The sequence below is a fragment of the Halegenticoccus tardaugens genome (assembly GCF_004116405.1).
Lineage (GTDB): Archaea > Halobacteriota > Halobacteria > Halobacteriales > Haloferacaceae > Halegenticoccus > Halegenticoccus tardaugens.
The window spans coordinates 127,388-147,006 of the sequence record NZ_SDIC01000012.1; the positions used below are offsets into that span (position 1 = coordinate 127,388).

At 66.8% G+C, this 19,619-nt stretch carries 19 protein-coding genes; 13 read left to right on the forward strand and 6 right to left on the reverse strand.

Annotation, left to right across the window (positions count from 1 at the left end; all coding sequences use genetic code 11):
- Positions 1 to 8: 8 nt before the first annotated feature.
- The 7 genes from C3L37_RS23840 (at position 9) to C3L37_RS23870 (ending at position 9,550) form a co-directional block, all read left to right on the forward strand.
- Entirely contained in the window at positions 9 to 3,197 is a 3,189-nt protein-coding gene (locus tag C3L37_RS23840) for a PAS domain S-box protein (protein WP_129117034.1), read from the forward strand.
- 290 nt (positions 3,198 to 3,487) lie between these two features.
- On the forward strand, positions 3,488 to 4,453 hold the full coding sequence (locus C3L37_RS23845; RefSeq protein ID WP_129117035.1) for a hypothetical protein: 966 nt from the start codon (positions 3,488 to 3,490) through the stop codon (positions 4,451 to 4,453).
- 163 nt (positions 4,454 to 4,616) lie between these two features.
- On the forward strand, positions 4,617 to 5,048 hold the full coding sequence (locus C3L37_RS23850; RefSeq protein ID WP_129117036.1) for a hypothetical protein: 432 nt from the start codon (positions 4,617 to 4,619) through the stop codon (positions 5,046 to 5,048).
- 100 nt (positions 5,049 to 5,148) lie between these two features.
- Positions 5,149 to 5,637: an Lrp/AsnC family transcriptional regulator gene (locus C3L37_RS23855; protein WP_129117037.1), complete on the forward strand. Its 489-nt coding sequence runs from the start codon at positions 5,149 to 5,151 to the stop codon at positions 5,635 to 5,637.
- Positions 5,634 to 6,770 (forward strand): pyridoxal phosphate-dependent aminotransferase, encoded by a 1,137-nt coding sequence (locus C3L37_RS23860; protein WP_129117038.1) that lies wholly within the window; start codon positions 5,634 to 5,636, stop codon positions 6,768 to 6,770. Before C3L37_RS23855 ends, C3L37_RS23860 begins: the two co-directional genes overlap by 4 nt.
- Before the next feature lie 230 nt (positions 6,771 to 7,000).
- Positions 7,001 to 7,288, forward strand: coding sequence for a PadR family transcriptional regulator (locus C3L37_RS23865; RefSeq protein WP_129117069.1), 288 nt, complete (start codon positions 7,001 to 7,003; stop codon positions 7,286 to 7,288).
- 156 nt (positions 7,289 to 7,444) lie between these two features.
- Positions 7,445 to 9,550: a hypothetical protein gene (locus C3L37_RS23870; protein ID WP_228546453.1), complete on the forward strand. Its 2,106-nt coding sequence runs from the start codon at positions 7,445 to 7,447 to the stop codon at positions 9,548 to 9,550.
- Here C3L37_RS23870 and C3L37_RS26065 read toward each other — a convergent pair.
- Complete coding sequence (locus tag C3L37_RS26065) at positions 9,531 to 9,662, reverse strand: DUF7503 family protein (RefSeq protein WP_449267291.1); 132 nt, start codon at positions 9,660 to 9,662, stop codon at positions 9,531 to 9,533. The two genes, C3L37_RS23870 and C3L37_RS26065, sit on opposite strands and share 20 nt — an antisense overlap.
- A gap of 167 nt (positions 9,663 to 9,829) precedes the next feature.
- On the opposite strand from C3L37_RS26065, the gene C3L37_RS23875 reads away from it, so the two are divergent.
- Positions 9,830 to 10,780 carry a DUF7504 family protein gene (locus tag C3L37_RS23875; RefSeq protein WP_129117039.1) on the forward strand — a complete coding sequence of 317 codons (951 nt, stop codon included), beginning with the start codon at positions 9,830 to 9,832 and terminating at the stop codon, positions 10,778 to 10,780.
- Positions 10,777 to 11,175, forward strand: a complete 399-nt coding sequence (locus tag C3L37_RS23880; protein WP_129117040.1) for a hypothetical protein — start codon at positions 10,777 to 10,779, stop codon at positions 11,173 to 11,175. The genes C3L37_RS23875 and C3L37_RS23880 overlap by 4 nt, the downstream gene beginning before the upstream one ends.
- Before the next feature lie 35 nt (positions 11,176 to 11,210).
- Here C3L37_RS23880 and C3L37_RS23885 read toward each other — a convergent pair whose 3' ends face one another.
- Positions 11,211 to 11,759, reverse strand: a complete 549-nt coding sequence (locus C3L37_RS23885) for a DUF7344 domain-containing protein (RefSeq protein ID WP_129117041.1) — start codon at positions 11,757 to 11,759, stop codon at positions 11,211 to 11,213.
- A gap of 172 nt (positions 11,760 to 11,931) precedes the next feature.
- Entirely contained in the window at positions 11,932 to 13,083 is a 1,152-nt protein-coding gene (locus C3L37_RS23890; RefSeq protein WP_129117042.1) for an NAD(P)/FAD-dependent oxidoreductase, read from the reverse strand.
- A gap of 170 nt (positions 13,084 to 13,253) precedes the next feature.
- On the opposite strand from C3L37_RS23890, the gene C3L37_RS23895 reads away from it, so the two are divergent.
- From C3L37_RS23895 to C3L37_RS23905, 3 genes are all read left to right on the forward strand, one after another.
- The gene (locus C3L37_RS23895; protein ID WP_129117043.1) at positions 13,254 to 14,216 is read left to right on the forward strand and encodes an ornithine cyclodeaminase family protein; all 963 of its coding nucleotides are present in this window, start codon (positions 13,254 to 13,256) and stop codon (positions 14,214 to 14,216) included.
- A 217-nt stretch (positions 14,217 to 14,433) separates the two neighbouring features.
- On the forward strand, positions 14,434 to 15,288 hold the full coding sequence (locus C3L37_RS23900; RefSeq protein WP_129117044.1) for a ParA family protein: 855 nt from the start codon (positions 14,434 to 14,436) through the stop codon (positions 15,286 to 15,288).
- Complete coding sequence (locus tag C3L37_RS23905; RefSeq protein WP_129117045.1) at positions 15,285 to 15,701, forward strand: hypothetical protein; 417 nt, start codon at positions 15,285 to 15,287, stop codon at positions 15,699 to 15,701. The genes C3L37_RS23900 and C3L37_RS23905 overlap by 4 nt, the downstream gene beginning before the upstream one ends.
- A 51-nt stretch (positions 15,702 to 15,752) precedes the next feature.
- On the opposite strand, the gene C3L37_RS23910 is transcribed toward C3L37_RS23905, so the two are convergent.
- The 3 genes from C3L37_RS23910 to guaB all read right to left on the reverse strand — a co-directional run bounded on the left by C3L37_RS23910 (position 15,753) and on the right by guaB (position 19,120).
- Positions 15,753 to 16,349, reverse strand: coding sequence for a response regulator transcription factor (locus tag C3L37_RS23910; RefSeq protein WP_129117046.1), 597 nt, complete (start codon positions 16,347 to 16,349; stop codon positions 15,753 to 15,755).
- Between the two features lie 69 nt (positions 16,350 to 16,418).
- Positions 16,419 to 17,522 carry a TrmB family transcriptional regulator gene (locus C3L37_RS23915; protein ID WP_129117047.1) on the reverse strand — a complete coding sequence of 368 codons (1,104 nt, stop codon included), beginning with the start codon at positions 17,520 to 17,522 and terminating at the stop codon, positions 16,419 to 16,421.
- 101 nt (positions 17,523 to 17,623) lie between these two features.
- A complete protein-coding gene (gene guaB / locus C3L37_RS23920) occupies positions 17,624 to 19,120 on the reverse strand; it encodes an IMP dehydrogenase (RefSeq protein ID WP_129117048.1) in 1,497 nt (498 codons plus the stop codon).
- 320 nt (positions 19,121 to 19,440) lie between these two features.
- Between guaB and C3L37_RS24645 the strand changes: the two genes are divergently transcribed.
- Positions 19,441 to 19,617, forward strand: a complete 177-nt coding sequence (locus tag C3L37_RS24645; RefSeq protein WP_164974862.1) for a hypothetical protein — start codon at positions 19,441 to 19,443, stop codon at positions 19,615 to 19,617.
- The last annotated feature ends 2 nt before the right edge of the window (positions 19,618 to 19,619 follow it).

Sequence of the window (19,619 nt, forward strand, 5' to 3'; positions counted from 1 at the left end):
GAATCAGCATGTCCCAATCGTCTCCGGACATCAAGAACGCGTTCTTCGAAGGTGTCCTCGAGACCGTCGCCGAGGGTATCGTTTTCCTCGACGACGAAGGACGAATCGTCTTCGCGAACCCGGCCGTCGAACGGCTCCTCGGGTACGAGCCCCGCGAGTTAGTCGGTACCTCCGTCGACCGGCTTTTCTCCCCTGATCGCGGCGCGTCGCTCGAAGCGCTTCGAGAGCAAGCGAGCGCGAACGAGGCGCGGTTCGACGAACGCGACGTCGTCCTCGTCCACCGCGACGGGCGCCGCGTTCCGGCTTCCCTCTCCGTTCAGGACGTGGAGTACGACGGTCAGCGGTGCTATACGGTGACGCTCCGCGATACGTTCGAGCACAGGGAATCGGAACACCACCGGTTGGAAGAAGAACGCGACCGCCGCGCGGCGCTGTTCGAGAACTCGAACGATCCGATCGTCGAGTACGAGTTCGACGGCGAGACGGCGATCATCAAAGCCGTGAACGGCGCTTTCGAGGACGTGTTCGGGTACGACGCGGAGGCGGTCGTCGGCCGCGCCGCCGACGCGGTTCTCGTTCCCCGAGAGGAGTACCCCGCGTACTGTGCGTTCATCGAGAAACTACTTCGATACGAAAAAATCAAGGCCGAGGTTCGTCGGCAGACGGTCACCGGTCCCCGAGAGTTCCTGTTTCGGGCCGTTCGTTTCGACGCGGGCAGCAATTCCCACGGCGGCTACGCGATTTACACGGACATCACCGAACGAAAGGAACGAGAGAAACAGCTGCGCGAGACCAAAGAACACTTCGAGAAGATCTTCACGCACGCGAACGACGCGATCGTCATCTTCGATCCGTCGCGTGATACGTTCAAAGAGTGCAACGGACAGGCGTGCGAGTTACTCGGGTACTCCCGCGAGGAGTTCTTGGACCTGGGTCCGTCCGACGTCCACTCTCACGAACTCCCCCGATTTCTCGAATTCGTGGACAGGGTACTGGACGAGGGGACGGGGTGGTCGGACGAGTTCGGCTGTCGCACCTCGTCCGGGGCGGTCGTCCCCGCGGAGATCTCGGCGTCCCAGATCGAACTCGACGGCGAACCCCACGTGTTAGCGCTCGTCCGAAACATCTCCGAGCGCGTAGAACACGAGCGAGCGCTCCGACAGCGTTCCGCGGCCATGGACGCGACGACCGACGGCATGGCGATCCTCGACACGGACGGAAAATACGTCTACGTCAACAGGGCGCACGCCGAAATGTACGGGTACGCGGATCCCGAAGAACTCGTCGGCGAATCCTGGCAACAGCTCTACGACGAGACGGAGATCAAGCGCTTCGAGACGGACATCGAACCCGTCATCAAGGACCGGGGCGGCTGGCGCGGGGAAACGGTCGGTCGACGAAAGGACGGCACCAGCGTTCCACAGGAGTTGGTTTTGACCGAACTCGAAGACAACGGCTGGGTCTACGTCGTTCGAGATATCACCGACCGGAAGGCAATCGAACGAAAGCTCGAAGCGTTAAACGAGGCGAGCCGAGAGCTCGTGACCGCCGAGACCACCGGCACGATCACGCGCCGTTCGCTCGAAGCCGTCGACCGCGTCCTCGGGTTCGACATCAGCTGCGTTCGGCTGTTCGATTCGGAGACGAACACGCTCGAACCGATCGCGATGACGCCCGGGGCGGAGGAGCTCGTCGACTCGTGTCCCGCGTTCGATTTGGAAGCCACGCTCGCCGGCCACGCGTATCGACGGGGAGAGACGGTGAGCACCGAGGTCGACGAGGAGGAACCGTGTCCCGACGAGCCGTATCAAGCGAGCCTCCACCTTCCGCTCGGCGAGTACGGCACGCTGACTATCTTTAGTAGATCGAGCGCGGGGTTCGAGGAGCTGGACGTCCATCGCGCGAAGCTCCTGGCGGCGGCGATCAGGGCGGCGCTCGATCGCGACGAGCGCGAGAAGATGCTCCGCCGAAACGAGCGCGAACTCCGCCAACAGCGCGACCAGCTCGACACGCTGAATCAGATCAACAGCCTCGTCGAAGAACTCATTCAGGGGCTGGTGGGCGCGACCACGCGTGAGGAGATCAACCAGATCGTCTGCGACCGCCTGGTGGCGTCGGACTTCTACGAGAGCGCCTGGATCGGAGCGACGAGCGTAACCGGCGGCAGGATAACCCCGCAAGCGGGCGCCGGCGTCGAGGACGGATACCTCGAGGCGCTCGCCACGATGCCGCTTTCCTACATCGAAAACGGCATCGTGAACCGGGCCATCCAGACCGGCGAGTTTCAGGTCGTCCGCCAGTACCAGGTTACGAAGCTCGACTCCGAAAGCGACGACGGGGACCGAAGCTCCCCCCAAGAGGTGGAGGCGGTCGCCGCCATCCCGCTCACATACGACGAGCGAATCTACGGCGTGCTGGTCGTGAATGCGACCCGCGAAGACGTGTTCAGCAAGACCGCACAGACCGGGTTCGAGGTGTTGGGAGACACGATCGGCTTCGCCATCTACGCCGTCCTGAACCGGGATCTGCTCCTTTCGGACTCGGTCGTCGAACTCGAATTCGAGGTCACCGATCCGCGCTGCGTTCCCGTGTTGTTCTCCCAGCGGCTCGGCTGCCGATGCCAGCTCAAGCAAACCGCTCCGCTGGGGGACGGAAAGTTCCTCTCGTATCTCAGACTGGAAGGCGCGTCCGCCGACGACGCGTTGGAAGTGGCCGAGTCGACGGACCTCGTCGAAAGCGGTCGAATCGTCAGCGAACACGACAGCGAGATCCTGCTGGAACTGATCCAGGCCGAATCGGTGGCCCAGGCGTTGATGGAGGTCGGAGCGAGCGTCAGAACGGTGGTCGCGGACGACGGCGAAGGCCGACTCGTCGCAGAAGCGCCGCAAACCGCGAACGTCCGGGAGATCGTCGAAACGTTCCGGGTGATCCACCCCGAATCGAACCTGCTCGCGAAGCGAGACGTCGATCACCCCGTCAAGACGGTCGCCGAGTTCCGCGACGATCTCGAGGACCGGCTCACGGACAAACAGATGGCCGCGATCGAGTCGGCCTACGCCTCGGGGTACTTCGACTGGCCGCGGAAAAACACGGCCGCGGAACTCGCCGCCACCCTCGGGATTTCGGCACCGACGCTCCACCAGCACCTCCGACACGCCGAGCGCAAGCTCCTTGAAACGTTCATCAACGGCGTGTGACGCCGCGCTCGTCCGCGTGAGCCGTTGACGGAGGTGGAACAAAACGCGAGCGGGACGACACGACGGGGTGGTACCGATCTCCTCGCGTTTTGGCTATTTCTTAGGCCGTCGTCCACCTATCGGGTTAGGCAGACGTCGTTCGACGGCGAACGTTCCATTCGCGCGTCCTAACGACGTAGGCTTCCGCTCTCCTAGGGTGGTAGGTAACCTCTACTCACGCGTGGCGGCTCAAGTTTGAACTGTCTCCGTTCGAATCGGGCACGAAGTCGAACGGGGCAGGACAAACTGATATGACCGGAAAAGCGAGCATACGAGAAACACTCAAACCCGCGCTGGTGGGCTTCCTCGTGGTAGCCCTCATCGTCGGGTTCGCGGCAGCAGGCGCTGCGCAAGTGGCCGGCCCCGCGCAGGTGTCTAATGACAACGGGAACGGAGGAGACAACGGCGGCGACGATGCCGGAGACGGCGACAGCAACGGCAACGGTGACGGCGACAGTGGCGACGGTGACGGCACCACCGATGTCGACACCGACGGCGACGATCTAGACATCGAAAGCTCCGACGGCCAAGAGGTCGAACGCGTCGGCGGTGACCTCGAGGTCGAAGACAGGGACACCGGCTTGGACTACGAGACCTTCGACGACGGTGACGGCGTCGACATCGAGAGCGCCGACGGCGATCACGAGATCGAGCAGGCCGACGGTGACGTCGAGGTCGAGGACAAGGCCAACGACCTCGACTACGAGACCTCCGACGACCGCAGCGACGTCGACGTCGAGAGCGGCGACCACGAGATCGAAGAGAGCGACGACGGGTCCGAGGTCGAAAGCGACAACCTCGACTACGAATCCGCCGACGACGGCAGCCTCGACTTCGAGAGCACGAGCGGTCCCGTCGAGGTTGAGGTCAACCCGGACGGCACGGTCGACATCACGGTCGACGGTGAGGAGATCAAAGAAGACGACGACGGTCTCGAGTACGAGAACGCTGACGACGACCTCGATTACGACAACGACGGCGGCGACATCGACTTCGAGGACGGCGTGAACGACATCGAGGACGACGAGGACGACCTGGAGGTCGAAAACACTGACAACGATCTCGACTTCGAGAACTCCGACGGTGACGTCGAGTTCGAAGACGCGGACCACGACATCGAGCAGGACACCGACGGCCAGCTTGATGTCGAAGGCCGCGACGGCTTCCAAGTCGAAGGTGACGGCGACCTCGTCGAGGTCGAGGAGACCGGTAACTAATACGGCACCCTCCGATCGAAAAACGGATACGGCAGAACCGGCGAACGCGTCGGAATCCGCTCGCGCGGCGCGAGTTGAATCCGACATCCCCCCGTTCAGTACGACGCTGACATTCTGTGCAAGCCAGAGGCGGGGATTGCGCTTCGGAGCGCTGGAGAGAGACATGACCACCAACAGACGGGTGATCCACCTCGTCGAGGAGTTCGAACAGGGGAACGTCTACGAGATTCCGGCGGTCGATCTCGTCTACGAGAATCGTCTCCAGGTCGAGAGCGTAAACGAGGACGGAATCTGGGTGACCGGACGTACCGGCGACCTCTCCATCGTCCCGTTCGACGCACCGGCTAACCCGTCCCACGAGGACGCCCGTACTCTCCGCGAACTCGTCGAAGACGGCGAAGTGTATCAGCTCGTCAGGGCGGAACTGGTCACGCCGTTAGCGCAGACGAGAAGTTGGATCTGTCGGGAGTGCGACGACGTTGGACGCCCCCTCTTCGAGATAGAGACGGAGTACCTGATCGTCGTCCGCTGCCCGACGTGCGGCGCGCTGTACGAACACCTCCAGCGTCGGTTCTTCGACGAGATGCCGCTGTGAGGGAGTCGGCGGTGGACCGCGCGGGAAATTTTATATACTCATATACGGTTTATTGCTTCGGAGGTAAACCCTTTTGCCCGTGACTACGGGTGAACACTGTATGGACGCGAAACGGGAACTGCTGGATCTGTTGCTCTCGAACGCCCGCGACGACGCGGCCGACCTCGCGCGCCAGACCGGGTTGAACGAACGCGAGGTCGAGTCGCTCATCGAGGAACTCGAATCGGAGGGCGTGATCCGCGGGTACAAGGCGGTCGTGGACTGGGACCGCGTGGACGAAGAGCACGTGCAGGCGGAGGTCGAACTGAACGTGGAACTCGACCGCGAAACGGGGTACGAGGAGATCGCGCGTCGCATCACGAAGTTCCCGCAGGTGTCGTCGCTCCGGCTCGTGAGCGGCAACTACGACTTCGCGGTCGACGTCGAGGGCAAGTCGATGCACGACGTCTCGAACTTCGTTTCCGAACAGATCGCCCCCATTCCCGAGGTCACGCAGACGGTGACCCACTTCGTCATGGACACCTACAAGGAGCGGGGGATCGAGTTCGGCGACCGCGACGGCGACGACCGACTCTCCGTCTCGCCATGAAGCCCGCAGAGCGCGTCGATCGGGTGCCGCCGTCGGGCATCCGGCGCTTTTTCGAACTCGCGGAGGAGAAAGACGAGGTGATCTCCCTCGGCGTGGGCGAACCGGACTTCAGCGCGCCGTGGGCCGCGCGTACCGCCGCCATCGACTCGCTGGAGCGGGGGCAGACGTCCTACACCGCGAACCGCGGTAAGCGCGACCTCCGCCGGTCGATCGCGGAGCACGTCCGCCGGTACGACCTCGCGTACGACCCGGACGAGGAGATCATCGTGACGACGGGCGCGAGCGAGGCGGTCGACGTCGCGATGCGGGCGCTCGTCGATCCGGGCGACGCCGTCGCCGTCCCCCAACCGTCGTACATCTCCTACGTTCCGGGCGTCATCTTCGCCGGCGGCGACCCCCTCGCGGTGCCGACCCGCGCCGAGAACGACTTCGCGCTCACGTACGAGGACCTCCGGGCGGCCGGTGCCGCCGAGGCCGAGGCGCTCGTGCTGTGCTACCCGAACAATCCGACCGGGGCGACGATGTCCCGCGACGAGTTGGCCGAGGTGGCGGCGTTCGTCCGCGAGCACGACCTGATCGTCCTCTCCGACGAGATCTACGCGGCGCTCACCTACGAGGGCGAACACGCCTCGATCGCCACGCTGCCCGGCATGCGCGAGCGAACGATCGTGTTCAACGGCTTCTCGAAGGCGTACGCGATGACGGGGCTGCGACTCGGGTACGCGCTCGGACCGGCGGAGGCGATCGGCGCGATGAATCGCATCCACCAGTACTCGATGCTCTCGGCGCCGACGACCGCGCAGTACGCCGCGCTCGAAGCGCTCCGGAGCTGCGGGGACGAAGTCGAGGAAATGCGCCGCCAGTACGATCGACGCCGACGGTTCGTCCTCTCGCGCTTTTCGGAGATGGGGCTGGAGTGCTTCGAAGCGAAGGGCGCGTTTTACGCCTTCCCCCGCTGCGGCGGCGACGACGAGGCGTTCGCCGAGGAGCTGCTGCGCGAGCAGAACGTCGCGGTCGTCCCGGGCAGCGTCTTCGGCGCGGGCGGCGAGGGGCACCTCCGCGTCTCCTACGCGACCGGAATGACCGAACTCAAGCGGGCCACCGACCGTATGGAAGCGTTCGTCCGCGGGTGAACTTCGTCCCCGATCCGAACCCGACAAACTTCATCTTGCGATACCTAATCTCGATCCATCGAGATGGTCCCGGTCCGCGCTGACGTAACCGGCGGTGAGCGTCGGCGATTCGCTCGGCTTCGATCGCCCGGACGTGTTCGAAACCCGTACCGTCGTTTCGGTCGTACTTAGTCCCGGTGCAACGGTTGCGGAAGGTTATGTCTGTTCGGCGTGTCCTCCTAGATATGTACCTGTTCGAACTGAGTGGGTTCCAGCGAGACCTCCTGTACGTGATCGCCGGGTTCGACCGCCCGTCCGGACAGGACGTAAAGGAGGAGCTCGAAGGCTACCTCGACGAAGAGATCAACCACGGGCGGCTCTACCCGAATCTCGACGTGCTCGTACAGAAGGGGTACGTCGAGAAGGGCGAGATCGATCGCCGGACGAACTACTACCGGATCACGGACGAGGGTCGCGAACAGTTGCGAGAGCGACGGGAGTGGGAGAGCCAGTACGGCGTCGCCGAGAAGGCGGCGTGAAGGCGTCGAGACGAACCCGGCCGCGGGAACCGAACGCGGCCGCGAAGCGCTGAGAAGGGGGGGCGAAACGCCGCCGGGGGACGCTCGGTCCGACCACTCGTCATCGAATCGAAACGTCGCACAACAGTTAATCGCGCTCGGCTGCGTTGTCCGTTCGTGTCACAGCGAGAGCGCTCGAAACCGCCGGTGACCGTGTCGGCGCGCGGCCCGTCGCTCGACGTCGTCGATTCCGTCGAGAGACGGCGGTGTCGGTTGCGGACGTCGTCTGACGTCTCTCCGACCCGCGTCGCCGTCGAGCGAATCGGCTTTCCGGTCGACGTCGCCGTCGCGTTCGCGGTCGAGCGGCTCTCGTTTCCGACAGTCGTGGGCGTGTACGTCCGGAACGCGGCGGGGGATCTCGTCGTCCGGACCGAGCACTTCGCCGAGGAACGGCTCCCCGACGGAGCGTACGTGCTGGAGATCGACGGCCCGATCAAACTCTACCTGAGGACGAGAGGAGCGGTCGAGATTACCGCCGACGGGTCGACGACGAGCGTGACCTTCGACGGCGAGACTGACGTCGTCCTCGGCGCTCGATCGCGCCACCGGACGCCGGCCGCGACCGTTTCGACGACGACGGACCCGGCGGACGTGCTGGACGCGGTGTCGACGTTCGGGTCGGCGCTGAAGACCACGACGTGCGAGCGGTCGTTCCCGACGCTTCGAGGCCATCCGCCCGCGATCGCCATCGCGGACGAGTTGTGCGTCCCTCCGTCGGTGACCCCGCCGGAGACGGGCGTTCGCATCGAACTCCCCGCGGCGTACCGGTACGCGTACGCGGTCGCGCCGCTCTCGTTCTACCTCGGAGCGACGCTCGTCGAGTCGTCGACGCCGCGTCTCGTCACCGCCGCGGGAGTCGATTATCCGCTCGGCACGGGCGACCGATTCGAAACGGACGTCGAACGCCTTTTAAAACGGGTCTTCTTTCTCGACTGTCTCACCAGAACGGAGGGGCGATTCCCGGTCGAACTCTCCGAGAGGCGGCGGTTCGAGGCGGACGCGCCGGTCGACCTCGACTTCGCCGCGCTGTACGGAAAACCGATTTCGGAGCAACTGGAGGCGTACCTCGACGTCCCGTACGACGCGATCGAACCGCTCCTCCCGCGGTGGAAGCTGACGGCGCAGGTGGAACCCGCGCCTGCGCACGCCGAACTGCTCCCGTTTTTCGTCGACGACCTCGCGATCGTCCGGACCGCCGAACCGAACCGCGTGTCGGCAGCGGCGGCTGCGAGCGGACGCGTGCGCGAACTGTTCACGCGCGGAACGGACGGCGGCGATCGAACGGGAGCGGGCGGCGAGCGAGTCGCGCTGCAGCCGGCGCGGTCGACGGAGCACGTTTGGGCGGGCGACGGCGTGCCGATCCGGGCGAGCAAAGCCTTGCCGGCGGCGTACGAGAACCACCTCGGGCGCGAACCCGCGAGCGGCGGGATCGACATCACGGTCGTCTGCAACGACCCGCGGATGCGCGCCGAGCGCGACCTCCTCGAAGACGAGTACGGATCGTCCGACCGCCAGTCAGTCGAGACGACGGTGTACCAGGAACTCACCGCGGAGGAGATGGCCGACGTGCTCTCGTCGCACACCGACTTCCTCCACTACGTCGGCCACATCGACGACGAGGGATTCGCGTGCGTCGACGGTCGGTTCGACGCCGGGTCGCTCGACGAGGTCGGAGCCGACGCCTTCCTCCTGAACGCGTGCGCCTCGTACGAACAGGGAGTGCGCCTCGTCGAAGCGGGCGGCGTCGGCGGGATCGTCACGCTCGACGTCGTCGCCGACGAGGACGCGCTCCGAACCGGGCACACGCTGGCGTCGCTTTTGAACCAGGGGTTCCCGCTCCGGGCGGCCCTGGACGTCGTTCGGCGCGACAGCGTCGTCGCAGGGCAGTATCTCGTTCTCGGGGACGGGGGTCTCACGGTCGCGCAGGCCGAGAGCGGGACGCCGTACCTCTGTCGCCTCGAGGCGCGACCGGAAGGGTACGACTTGGCGCTCGAAACGCACGCCGTAGCTCAGCGCGGCATGGGGAGTCTCGTCTCGCCGGCCGTCGAGGGCGTCGACTCGTACTTTCTGAACTCGGGGATCGTCGGTCCGTTCTCGCTGTCGGAGCCGGCGCTCGTCGAGTTTTTCGACCTCGAAACCGCGCCCGTGTGGTACGAGGGACGACTCCGGCGGAGCTCCTCGTTGCGCGACGAACTGCGCCCGATCACGGACCCCCGTAAGTGACCATTCCGGCCGCGGCCGCGCTACCCGCCTGGAGGAGTAGCGTCAGCGCCGCGATCGAAAAGCTGATCGCCCGAGGGTGCGCCCGGATCCGTATTTCGACGGGTCGTTGCATGTACTCACCGGAGCTACCCGGGGGCGATCGCTTTGTTATGACCGCCTTACCGACGAGTCGCTCGCATCGCCGTTCGAGAAACGGAGCCGTGCTTCGGAAAGTCGCGCGGTACGCGACGAATACCCACCCGCCAAACTTATATTCAAATCCGTGATAGACTGATCACAATGCCGGACAAAAAACCGACAGGGATCCTCCCCGGCGACGGTCACGCCGCGTCGATGCTTTTCGACGGCGTCGCCGGGGCGAACCTCCTGTGCACCAGTTTCTCACGCGGCGGTCCCGGGCCGCCGTGCGTCGGTCTGTTCTCGCGGATCGAGCCGCGCAGGCAGAACCTACTCGCCGTCGCGTGCGGTAAATCACCGGATGCGTTGATACGTTCGTGGCGGACGACGATCGGCGAGCCGCCGGCCGAAGTCGGCATCGTCAACGTGATCGCGCGGCCGCGCTCCGCGAGTCGGGCGAGTGCGATCGGGACTCCGCCGGGTCGCGGGCCGGTGACGACCGTCGAATCGATGGACAGCGTCGACGAGATCGACGCCTCCGTGGGGGCGTACCTCGACGAGTGGGCGGGCAACGGAAACCGGACGGCGCTCTGTTTCGACTCGCTCACGCCGATGATCCGGGGCGCGGGGATCGACGCGACCCGCAGGCTGGTGCTGGCGTTGACGCGGCGGGTCGAGAACGCCGACGCGGTCGCCCACTACCACCTCGATCGCGACGCGCACGAACGGGCGACGTTCGACGAACTCCGCTCGTTGTTCGACGCAGTCGTCGACCCGTCCGTCGAGGGCGAGCGCGATTCCGAACGCGAGGACGCCGCGTTCGACGCGCTGGGCTCGTCGAGACGGCGGGCGGTCGTTCGACATCTCGCCGCCGAGGAGCGGGCGGTCACGCTGTCCGATCTGGCGGAGCGCGTCTCGGACGACGAGCGCGAGCGCCGCGTGACGGTGCCGACGGATCACTTCGCCCGGGTGTACGTCTCCCTCCAGGTGACCCACCTGCCGAGGCTGGCGGCGGCGGGGATCGTCGCGATCGACGAGGATCGGCGGACGGTCCGCCTGAATCGGACGGAGCGCGTCGAATCGTGCCTTCGGCGTCTCGGGTGGACGGGGTGAGAGAGGTCGTGTTCCCGAACACCGACGACGGGTTCGAGGCGCGGTTGCGTCGGTTCGTCCTGTGCGCGTTCGCCGACGGCGTCGACGTCGAAGGCGAGTGGCACCTCCCCTACGACGATCCGGTCACCCCCGATCTCACGGTCGTCATCACGCAGGTCGAACCGCCGCGCATCGGCGGTCAAGAATCAGTCGACGACGACGGCTTCGGGGAGGAGCTGCAGCGCTTTCTCCTCAGGGAGTACGGGGAGGAGACGGACATCGAAGGGACGTGGAAGCTCCGGTTCGCCGCCGACGCCGTACCGGGCTGGGACGTCACGGTGCGCGTCCAGGCGATCGACGTCTCGTTCGAAAACGGGCGCGTGAACGTCAGCCCGGGAAAGAACGACACGCGGTGACGACGCGGCCGTCGACGAGAGAACGACGGCGTCGGTCAAAGCTGACTGGCTTTTTCGGCGACCGCGACCAAAAGCACCGCCAAAAGCGAACAGAACGAGACGATCGCGGCGACGCCCGATCCGAACGGGAACACGCCGAGCCACAGCGCGCCGACGAGGAGAATTCCGACCGCGCTGATCCGGAGGTACGCGTCGCTCGACGGTTCGGTTCGCACCCGTCCCGTTTCACGGAGGTACTCCCGAACCGCCTCGAAGTTCCGACCGGGAACGATCGCGTTCGTCCCCTCGTCGTGTTCGACGATCTCGGTTTCGACGAGTCGCGGCACGTGCGTCTGCTGGAGGGAGACGTAGACGCTCTTGTATCGCTCGCCGGCCGAGCGGCGCTCGTCCGCCTCGACCATCGCGACGTGCTCTGCGGCCGTCTGGATCGTCATCGGTTCGTCCCGGACTGACAACTGGTGGATCAGTTCGCGTCGTCGATCGTTGCTGAGAACGCCGAACAGTTCGCTCTCCCCGAACCGGTCGACCGTTCCGGAGGGGCGGTGGTGACGAACGACCCGTCTTCTCAACAATCTTCTTTCCATGACCCTCCCTCGCTCATCCGCCACACCATTGATATGTGGACAAGATTGAAAGCGGGCTAAAATAAGCATACTGGGTCCTTTCCACTTCCCTCCGTTTTCGATACATACGGTAGAATTCCGAATGAAACTGGGGAGAACGGCGAAGACGACGGTCTCGCTCCGTGTCGCTCGGTCACGCCACGTTCCGCTCGACCGCGCCGTCGCCGGTGTCGAAGCGGTCGCTCCGAAGCGGTTCGAGGTCGACGGTCGACGCCTCGCCGTCGAGCGCCAGCTCCGCGACGAGCCGTCCCGTCGCGGGCGCGTGCTGGAAGCCGTGTCCGGAGAAGCCGACGGCGTTTACGAACCCGGGGACGGTCTCCTCGACGATCGGGTGGTGGTCGGGCGTCACCGCGTACAGTCCCGCCCAGCCGCGGCGGATCCGCGAGTCCGGTCCGAAGTAGCCCGCGCAGTCGGCCGCGCGCTCGACGGCCGCGGCGGCCCAGTCGAGGTCGATCGACTCGCGGTATCCGTCGGGATCCTGCGGCGGATCGTCGTCGTCGTCGAAGTGACCGCCGACGATCGCCGCACCCTCCCGTTCCGGCCGGAAGTACGCGCCCGTGTCGAGGTCGATCGTGAGCGGCGCGTCCTCCGGAACCGGGCGCTCGGGATCGACAACGAGCGCCCGCCGGCGGCGGGGCGACACCGGAATATCGATCCCGGCCAGTTCGGCCACCCGGGCGGCCCACGGACCTGCCGCGTTGACCACGTGCGTCGCGTCGATTCGATCGCCGCCCGCTTCGACGCCGACGACGCGGTCTCCCTCCCTGTGAATCGCCGTCACCGGAGTCTTCGTTCGGATCTCCGCGCCGGCGTCCCGCGCGGCCCCGGCGAAGCCCTGGAGCGCGAGGTACGGGTCGGCGAAGCCGTCGGTCGGCGAGTACGTCGCCGCGACGTACGCCCCGTCGCGGAGTTCGGGGCAGTGCCGCGTCGCCTCGTCGGGCGCGAGGACCTCGCTCGGGACGCCGCGCGCCCGCTGCATCGCCGCGCCCTCGCGGAGCGCCGCCGCCGTCCCCTCCGTCCGCGCGAGGAACAGATACCCCGTCCGGCGGTAGGCGATGTCGACGCCGAAGTCCCGCTCGAACCGCTCCCACACGGGCACGCTCGCGAGCGAGAGGTCGACGTTGACCGGCGTCGAAAACTGCGCCCGGATGCCGCCCGCCGACCGCGCGGTGCTGCCGCCGCCGATCGATCCCTTCTCGCAGACGATCACCTCCGCGCCCCGCGCCGCGAGGTGGTAGGCGCTCGACAGTCCGACGATCCCGCCCCCGACGACGACCACGGTCATGCCGTGACGTACCAAACACCGGGGCAAAACGCTTGCGGGGGTTCGGTCGATCCCCGGCGGATGTCGGCCGCGGACGCCCGTCGGCCGTCGCGTTCGTCGCGGCGGCCGTCGAGTCGGCCGGATCGAACCGCGAAACATACACCTAACTCGGACGAGCGAGAGCGTCGAGCATGCGCGTGCTTTCCGACTCGGAGATCGACGACCTGCTCGACCTCGGCGCGCTGCTTCCGGTGGTCGAGTCGGCGTTCGTAAAGCAGGGCCGCGGTGAGGTAGAGCGCCCGGACCGACCGCACTTCCCGGTCGGCGCGGGGATCGAAGGGGACGAGCCGCTCGGGACCGGCCTCGTGATGCCCGCGTACGTCCACGGCGCGGCGTACTACGCGACGAAGCTCGTGGGCGTCCACGAGGGGAACGGCGAGCGAGGGCTGCCGACGGTCAACGCGACGATCGCGCTGACGGAGGCGGAAACCGGCCTCCCCGCGGCGTACCTCGCCGGCACGCGGATCACGAACGCCCGAACGGGCTGCATCGGCGGCCTCGCGGCGAAGCACCTCGCGACCGAACCCCTCCGGGTCGGGATCGTGGGCGCGGGGGCGCAGGCGCGCTGGCAGGCGCGGGCGATCGCGGCGGCGACCGACGTCGACCGCGTCCGGGTGTACTCGCCGAGCGACTCGCGCGAGGCGTGCGCCGCCGACCTTCGCGCCGCGGGCATCGACGCGGAGGCGGTCGGGACGCCCCGGGAGGCGGTCGCCGACGCCACCGTCGTCGTCACCGCGACGACGAGCACCGAGCCGACGTTCCCCGGCGAGGCGCTCGCGGCGGGGACGCTCGTCGTGGCGGTCGGCGCGTACGCGCCCGAGATGCGGGAGCTCGACGCGACGACCGTCGAGCGCGCGGCGCGGATCTTCGCCGACGTGCCCGAGGAGGCCGCGACCGTGGGCGACATGGACGGGGTCGAGCCGTCGTCGCTCGTGTCGCTGTCGGACGCGTTCGAGGGGGAGGCGGGAAGACGGCGCGACGACGAGATCCTCATCGTCGAGTCGGTCGGCTCGGCCGTCCTCGACGCCGCGGCGGCGGAGCACCTCCTGGCGCGCGCCGAGGCGCGCGACGCGGGGACGATCGTCGATCTCTGAGCGTCGTCGCCGTCGCGCCACAGCCGCCGGGTTCTACGGCGTCGTTCTCCCACGGTTCCGTCGCAGTCTTACGGTTACCTGAAAATATATCCGGAGATATTTCTGTATACTCACACACGAATATCTGCAGAGGGATCCCGAGACGGATTCGCGGACGGTTCGTCGGGTGCGACCGTCTGACGGACCTTTATGTGTGGTACGTCGGTACATCCCGCGTATGAAACGAGCCGTGACGCTCTGGAGCGAATCCGGCGGTGTGGGGAAGACGACGCTCGCCACGAACGCGGGGGCCGCCCTCGGGCGGCGCGGCGCGGACGTGCTGGTCGTCGATCTCGATCCCCAGCTCGGGAGCCTCACCGATCACGTCGGGTTCGGCGAGCTGAAGACCGGCGACCGGGACCACCTCGGCGACGCGCTGCTCGAAGAAGAGTCGGACCTCGGCGACCTGATCGTCGACGCCGGCGACTTCGACCTCGTCCCGTCGCACGAGGGGCTGGCGAACATCGAAAGCGAGATGGCCGCCCGGGGGACGAACCTCCGGGAGTTTCGCCTGCGATCCGCGCTGGCGCCGCTGGCGCCCGAGTACGACTACTTCATCGTCGATCCGCCGGCGACGCTGAACGTGCTCGTCGACAACGCGCTCGTCGCGGCCCGGGACGTCGTGATCCCCATCGAACTCACGCGGAAGGGGAGCGTCTCGATCGCGGGCCTCGAAGACACCCTCGACAGCATGGAGCGCGGCTTCCGGGCGTTCGACGAGTCGTTCGCGCTCGGCATCCTGGCGGTCGTCCCGAACGAGGTCGGCGACTCCAACATCTACGCGGACGTCAGGGAGGAACTGGAGGGCGAAGGCAAACCCGTCACCCCGTTCGGCATTCGCAAGCGCGACGTGCTGAAGGAGGCCTGGCGGAGCCGCACGACGGTCTTCGACTTCGCCGAGCGCGAGGACACCCGCGACCTCCGCCCGTACGAGGAGGACCTCCTCGACCAGTTCGACGCCGTCGCGCGGATCGTCGAACGCGGAACCGTCGAGGCGGCCGCGGAGTCCGACGCCGAGGGGGTGGCGGCGTGAGCAAAGACGACCGGTACGGGGCCGCCGGGGACACGTACGGCGACGCGACGGACGCGTACGGGGACGCCTCGGATCGCGGGCGAAACGGACGGGACGGTCGCGGCGGGCGGGGCGAGCGAGACCGAAACGGGGAAGGCGGAGAAGACGGGGGACGCGGTCCGTCGGACGGCTTCGACGAACTCCCGTTCATCTTCGCCCGCCGCACCGTCAAGGCCGACCGGGACGCACTCCCGGTGTACGTCCGCGAGTCGACCGCCGACGACATCGGCGCGCTGGAACGCGAGCTGGACGGCCGCTTCGACGGCGACGACGTGATGTCGCTCGACGTTCGCGAGGCGGTCGTCAGAGCCGGTCTCCGGAACGCCGACGACGTCGTCGCCGTGATGGAGGAGTGGGGATACGGGCGGCGGTAACGGTCGCGAGCCGCGTTCACCGATCGCCCGGCGGAGACCGACGATCGCCGATCAGCGGCCGAAGTCGTCCGCCGATCCCTCGCGCGTCCCGCCCCGAGCGACGTCGGCGAACGCGTCGCCGTCGTCGATCTCACGGAGCGCGTCGTCCAGGTCCGCGCGGAGCTCCCTGATGCGACGGCAGAGTTCGACGTACTCGTCGTGCTCTCGCAGTTCGGCCCCGCTCCGCTCGGATTCGAGCAGCGCCTTCTTCGACGCGAGCGAAAACAGCTCCCGAACGCCCGCGTCGTAGGCGCTCCGGCGGTGGAGGTTCGAGACGGTCTCGCGTAGCGCCTCCTTCGCGACCGGCTTGACGAGGTAGTCGTCGAACCCCATCTCGATGACGTCGACGTCGGGCTCGACGGCCGTCACCATCGCGACGCGACAGTCGAGGTCGCGGTCCCGGACGGCGGCGAGCACGTCGTCGCCAGAAAAACCCGGCATGCGCCTGTCGAGGAGGACGACGTCGACGGCCGCGTCGAGCGCGGAGAGCGCGTCGCGGCCGCCGTAAGCGGTTCGAATCCGGCACCCGTCGCTCAGCCACGCGGCGTACAGATCGGCGAGGTCGGGCTCGTCTTCGACGACGAGCACGAGCGGCGGTTCGTCACTCATTTTCGAGTCCCGCGGTCGGGCGATCGCGTTCGACTGCCAGTGTTTTGTAAGAGTATATGAATATACTCCTTATCTCTCGGTCCCCTCCTCAGGATTCTTTTCCGCCGACAGGATCGTGATCCGCGTCGCTTCGACGTCTTCGAGGACGGCCCCCCAGCCGCCGACGGAGTACGGGCCGTCGTCCGTTTCGAGTTCGATCGTCACCTGCCCCGCGAGCCGCGAGAGGGGGAGTTCTCCCTCGGACGACGCGGCGCCGGCGTAGACGACGTCGACGATCCGTCCGTCCAGTTCGACGCGTCGTCCGGACGCGGTTTCGAACCCCTCGACGCGCGCTCGCACCGTCGCGGCCTCGTCGAGGAGCGGTTCGACTTCGCGGACGCACCGTCGGATGTCCGTGTAGCGGCGCGGCGGCTCGTCGGGGCGCGCGTCGTGGATCGGTTCCCACACCTCCCAGAGGCAGGTCTGAAAGTACCAGTGGAAGACGTACGTGAGCGTGTAGTCGTCGACGAGCACACCGTAGGAGTTCAGAGAGCGCGCGTGCGGCGCAAAGCACGTCAGGGTCCGGTCGACCAGCGCGAGAAACGGTGCCGGGAGCGCCCTGTGGCGGACCTCGGTCGCCGCGTCCTCGTACCCCGCCCCGTCGCGAAGGCTTCGCGTCGGCGTCTCGGGATCGGTGTGCAGCGAGAGGTTCACGATCGCACCGTTCGCGACGGCGACTTCCAGCGCCGGACGGAGTTCGGCGAACTGCTCGGGCGTCGCCGAAAGTTGCACCTCGTACTGCGCGTCCCGGATGATCGAGGCCGCTCGGTCGAACACCGTCTCGAAGCGCTTGACGATGCTCACCCGGTTCGCTTCGAGATCCGGCTGCTCCCAGCGGTGTTCGATCTCCTCCGCGGCCGTCGCGAGCCGCTCCGCACGCCCGCGGAGATCGTCAAGCACTACCTCCGGATTTCGCGCCCGGGCGCGCAGGCTCCCCTGTTCGAACGTCTCGATGTACCCCTTCCCCTCCAGATCGCGGAGCACGTCGTAGATCCGCGCCTGCGGGACGGTGCAGGCGTCTGCCAGTTCCGTCGCGCTCGCCGATCCCAGCCGGAGGAGGGTGCTGTACGCGTCGGCCTGGTACGGAGACAACCCCGCCTCTTCGAGGACGCTCCGGAGCTCCCCGGAATTCATCACGATCGTTCGACGGACGCATCGGGTATCAATGTCCGCCCTGAGGCAGAAGGAGCCGCGCCGGGCGCGTCGAGCGGCGGCGGAGGACCGCGAGGTCGCGGTCAGCCCTGCGGGCTGTAGTTCGGGGCTTCGTCGGTGATCATCACGTCGTGCGGGTGGCCCTCGGTTTGGCCCGCCGCGGAGACGCGGACGAACCGGGCGCGCTCTTTGAACCCGGGGACGGTCTCCGCGCCGACGTAGCCCATGCCGGACTTCATGCCGCCGACGAGCTGGTGGAGTTCGGAAGCGAGCGTCCCCTTGTACGGGGTCGCAGCCTCGACGCCCTCGGGGACGAAGTCCTCGTCGTCGTCGGCGTCTTTGAGGTAGCGATCGCCGCCGCCCGAGCGCATCGCGCCCACGCTCCCCATGCCGCGGTACTGCTTGTACTTCTTGCCGTTCATCGTGATGACGCGACCCGGGGCCGCGTCCGTGCCGGCGAAGTACGAGCCGAGCATGACCGCGTCAGCGCCCGCCGCGATCGCCTTGATCGCGTCCCCGGAGTAGCGGATCCCCCCGTCGGCGATGACGGGGACGTCGTGCGCGGCGGCCACGTCGGCGACCTCCGCGACGGCGGTGATCTGGGGCATCCCCGCGCCGGTGACGACGCGCGTCGTGCAGATGCTGCCCGGGCCGATGCCGACCTTGACGCCGTCGGCGAAGTCGACGACCGCCTCGGCGGCCTCGCGGGTGCCGACGTTGCCGACGACGACGTCGGCGTCGACGGACGCTTTGATCTCGCGAGCGCTGTCGATGACGTTCATGTTGTGCGCGTGCGCGCAGTCGATGAAGAGCACGTCCGCGCCCGCCTCGGCGGCGGCGGTCGCGCGGTCGTCCTCGAAGGGACCGACCGCGACGCCGCAGCGGAGCCGTCCGGCCTCGTCGCGGGCGGCGTCCTCGTGCTCTCGTCGCTGGAGGATGCCCTGCATGGTGACGAGGCCGACGAGGTGGTCCTCCTCGTCGACGATCGGCACGCGCTCGATCTTGTGTTCGTACATGAGTTCGAGCGCCTCGCGGGCGGTGACGTCCTGTCCGGCCGTGATGACCTTGTCCGTCATCGCCTCGCGAACCTCGTCGCGCTCGCCGACTTCGAGGTACGGCCGGATGTCCGTCCCCGAGATGATCCCGAGCACCGTGTCGTCGTCGGCGACGACCGGCGCGCCCGAGACGCCCTCGCGCTCCATCATCTCGTCGACCTGCCGGACGGTCTGGTCGGGTTCCGCGGTGACCACGTCGTCGCGCTGGATGACGAGCTCGTCCGCCCGCTTGACGCGGCGGATCTCCTCCATCATCTCCTCGATCGTCATGTTGCGATGGAGGACGCCGAGACCGCCCTCCCGGGCCATCCCGATCGCCATATCGCTCTCCGTGACGGTGTCCATCGCCGCGGAGAGGACGGGCACGTTCAGTTCGACGTTCGTGGAGACGCGGGTGGACACGTTCGCGTCGTCCGGTTCGACTCGGCTCTCCATCGGTCGAAGCAACACGTCGTCGAACGTCAGCGACTCCGGCACGCGGAGCTTCTCCGAAAAGCATTCTCGGTCGGGAACGTCGTTCGCCATATAAACCATCTACAGGCCCTGGACAAAAACGTTCCGAGATCGCACGTCTCTGCGGGTGTCACACACGAGATGGAGATAATATGTGCATGTGCGTGCTCATTCTTCGAACCGTAACTGTCAGTCTACGGTGTTTTTCCGGAGGTCACCCCGGACAGGCAATATTCGCCTCTGGCGCAGCTTTTCGCTGATGATATTCTATTACTCGACCCCGAGTACCAGCAAAGCGTAGCCATACCTTATATACTCTCCCGAATGTTCCGGTGATGCGTGCGGGCATTTCCCACACAACGCTTAATAGTCCGGTCGGAATGTGTTCAACCATGGACTCCGACAGTCCCATCGCGCCGCGCACTGCCGGTCAGACGATTCTCGGCTCCGGCACCCTCTTTACAGCGATGTGGAACACACTCAAATCGGAGTTCGAGTTCGGATTCCGGGCGGGTGGTTCCTCGGAGTCGTACTCACATCGCCGCTTGGCCGAAGGTGACGGCCGTTAGCG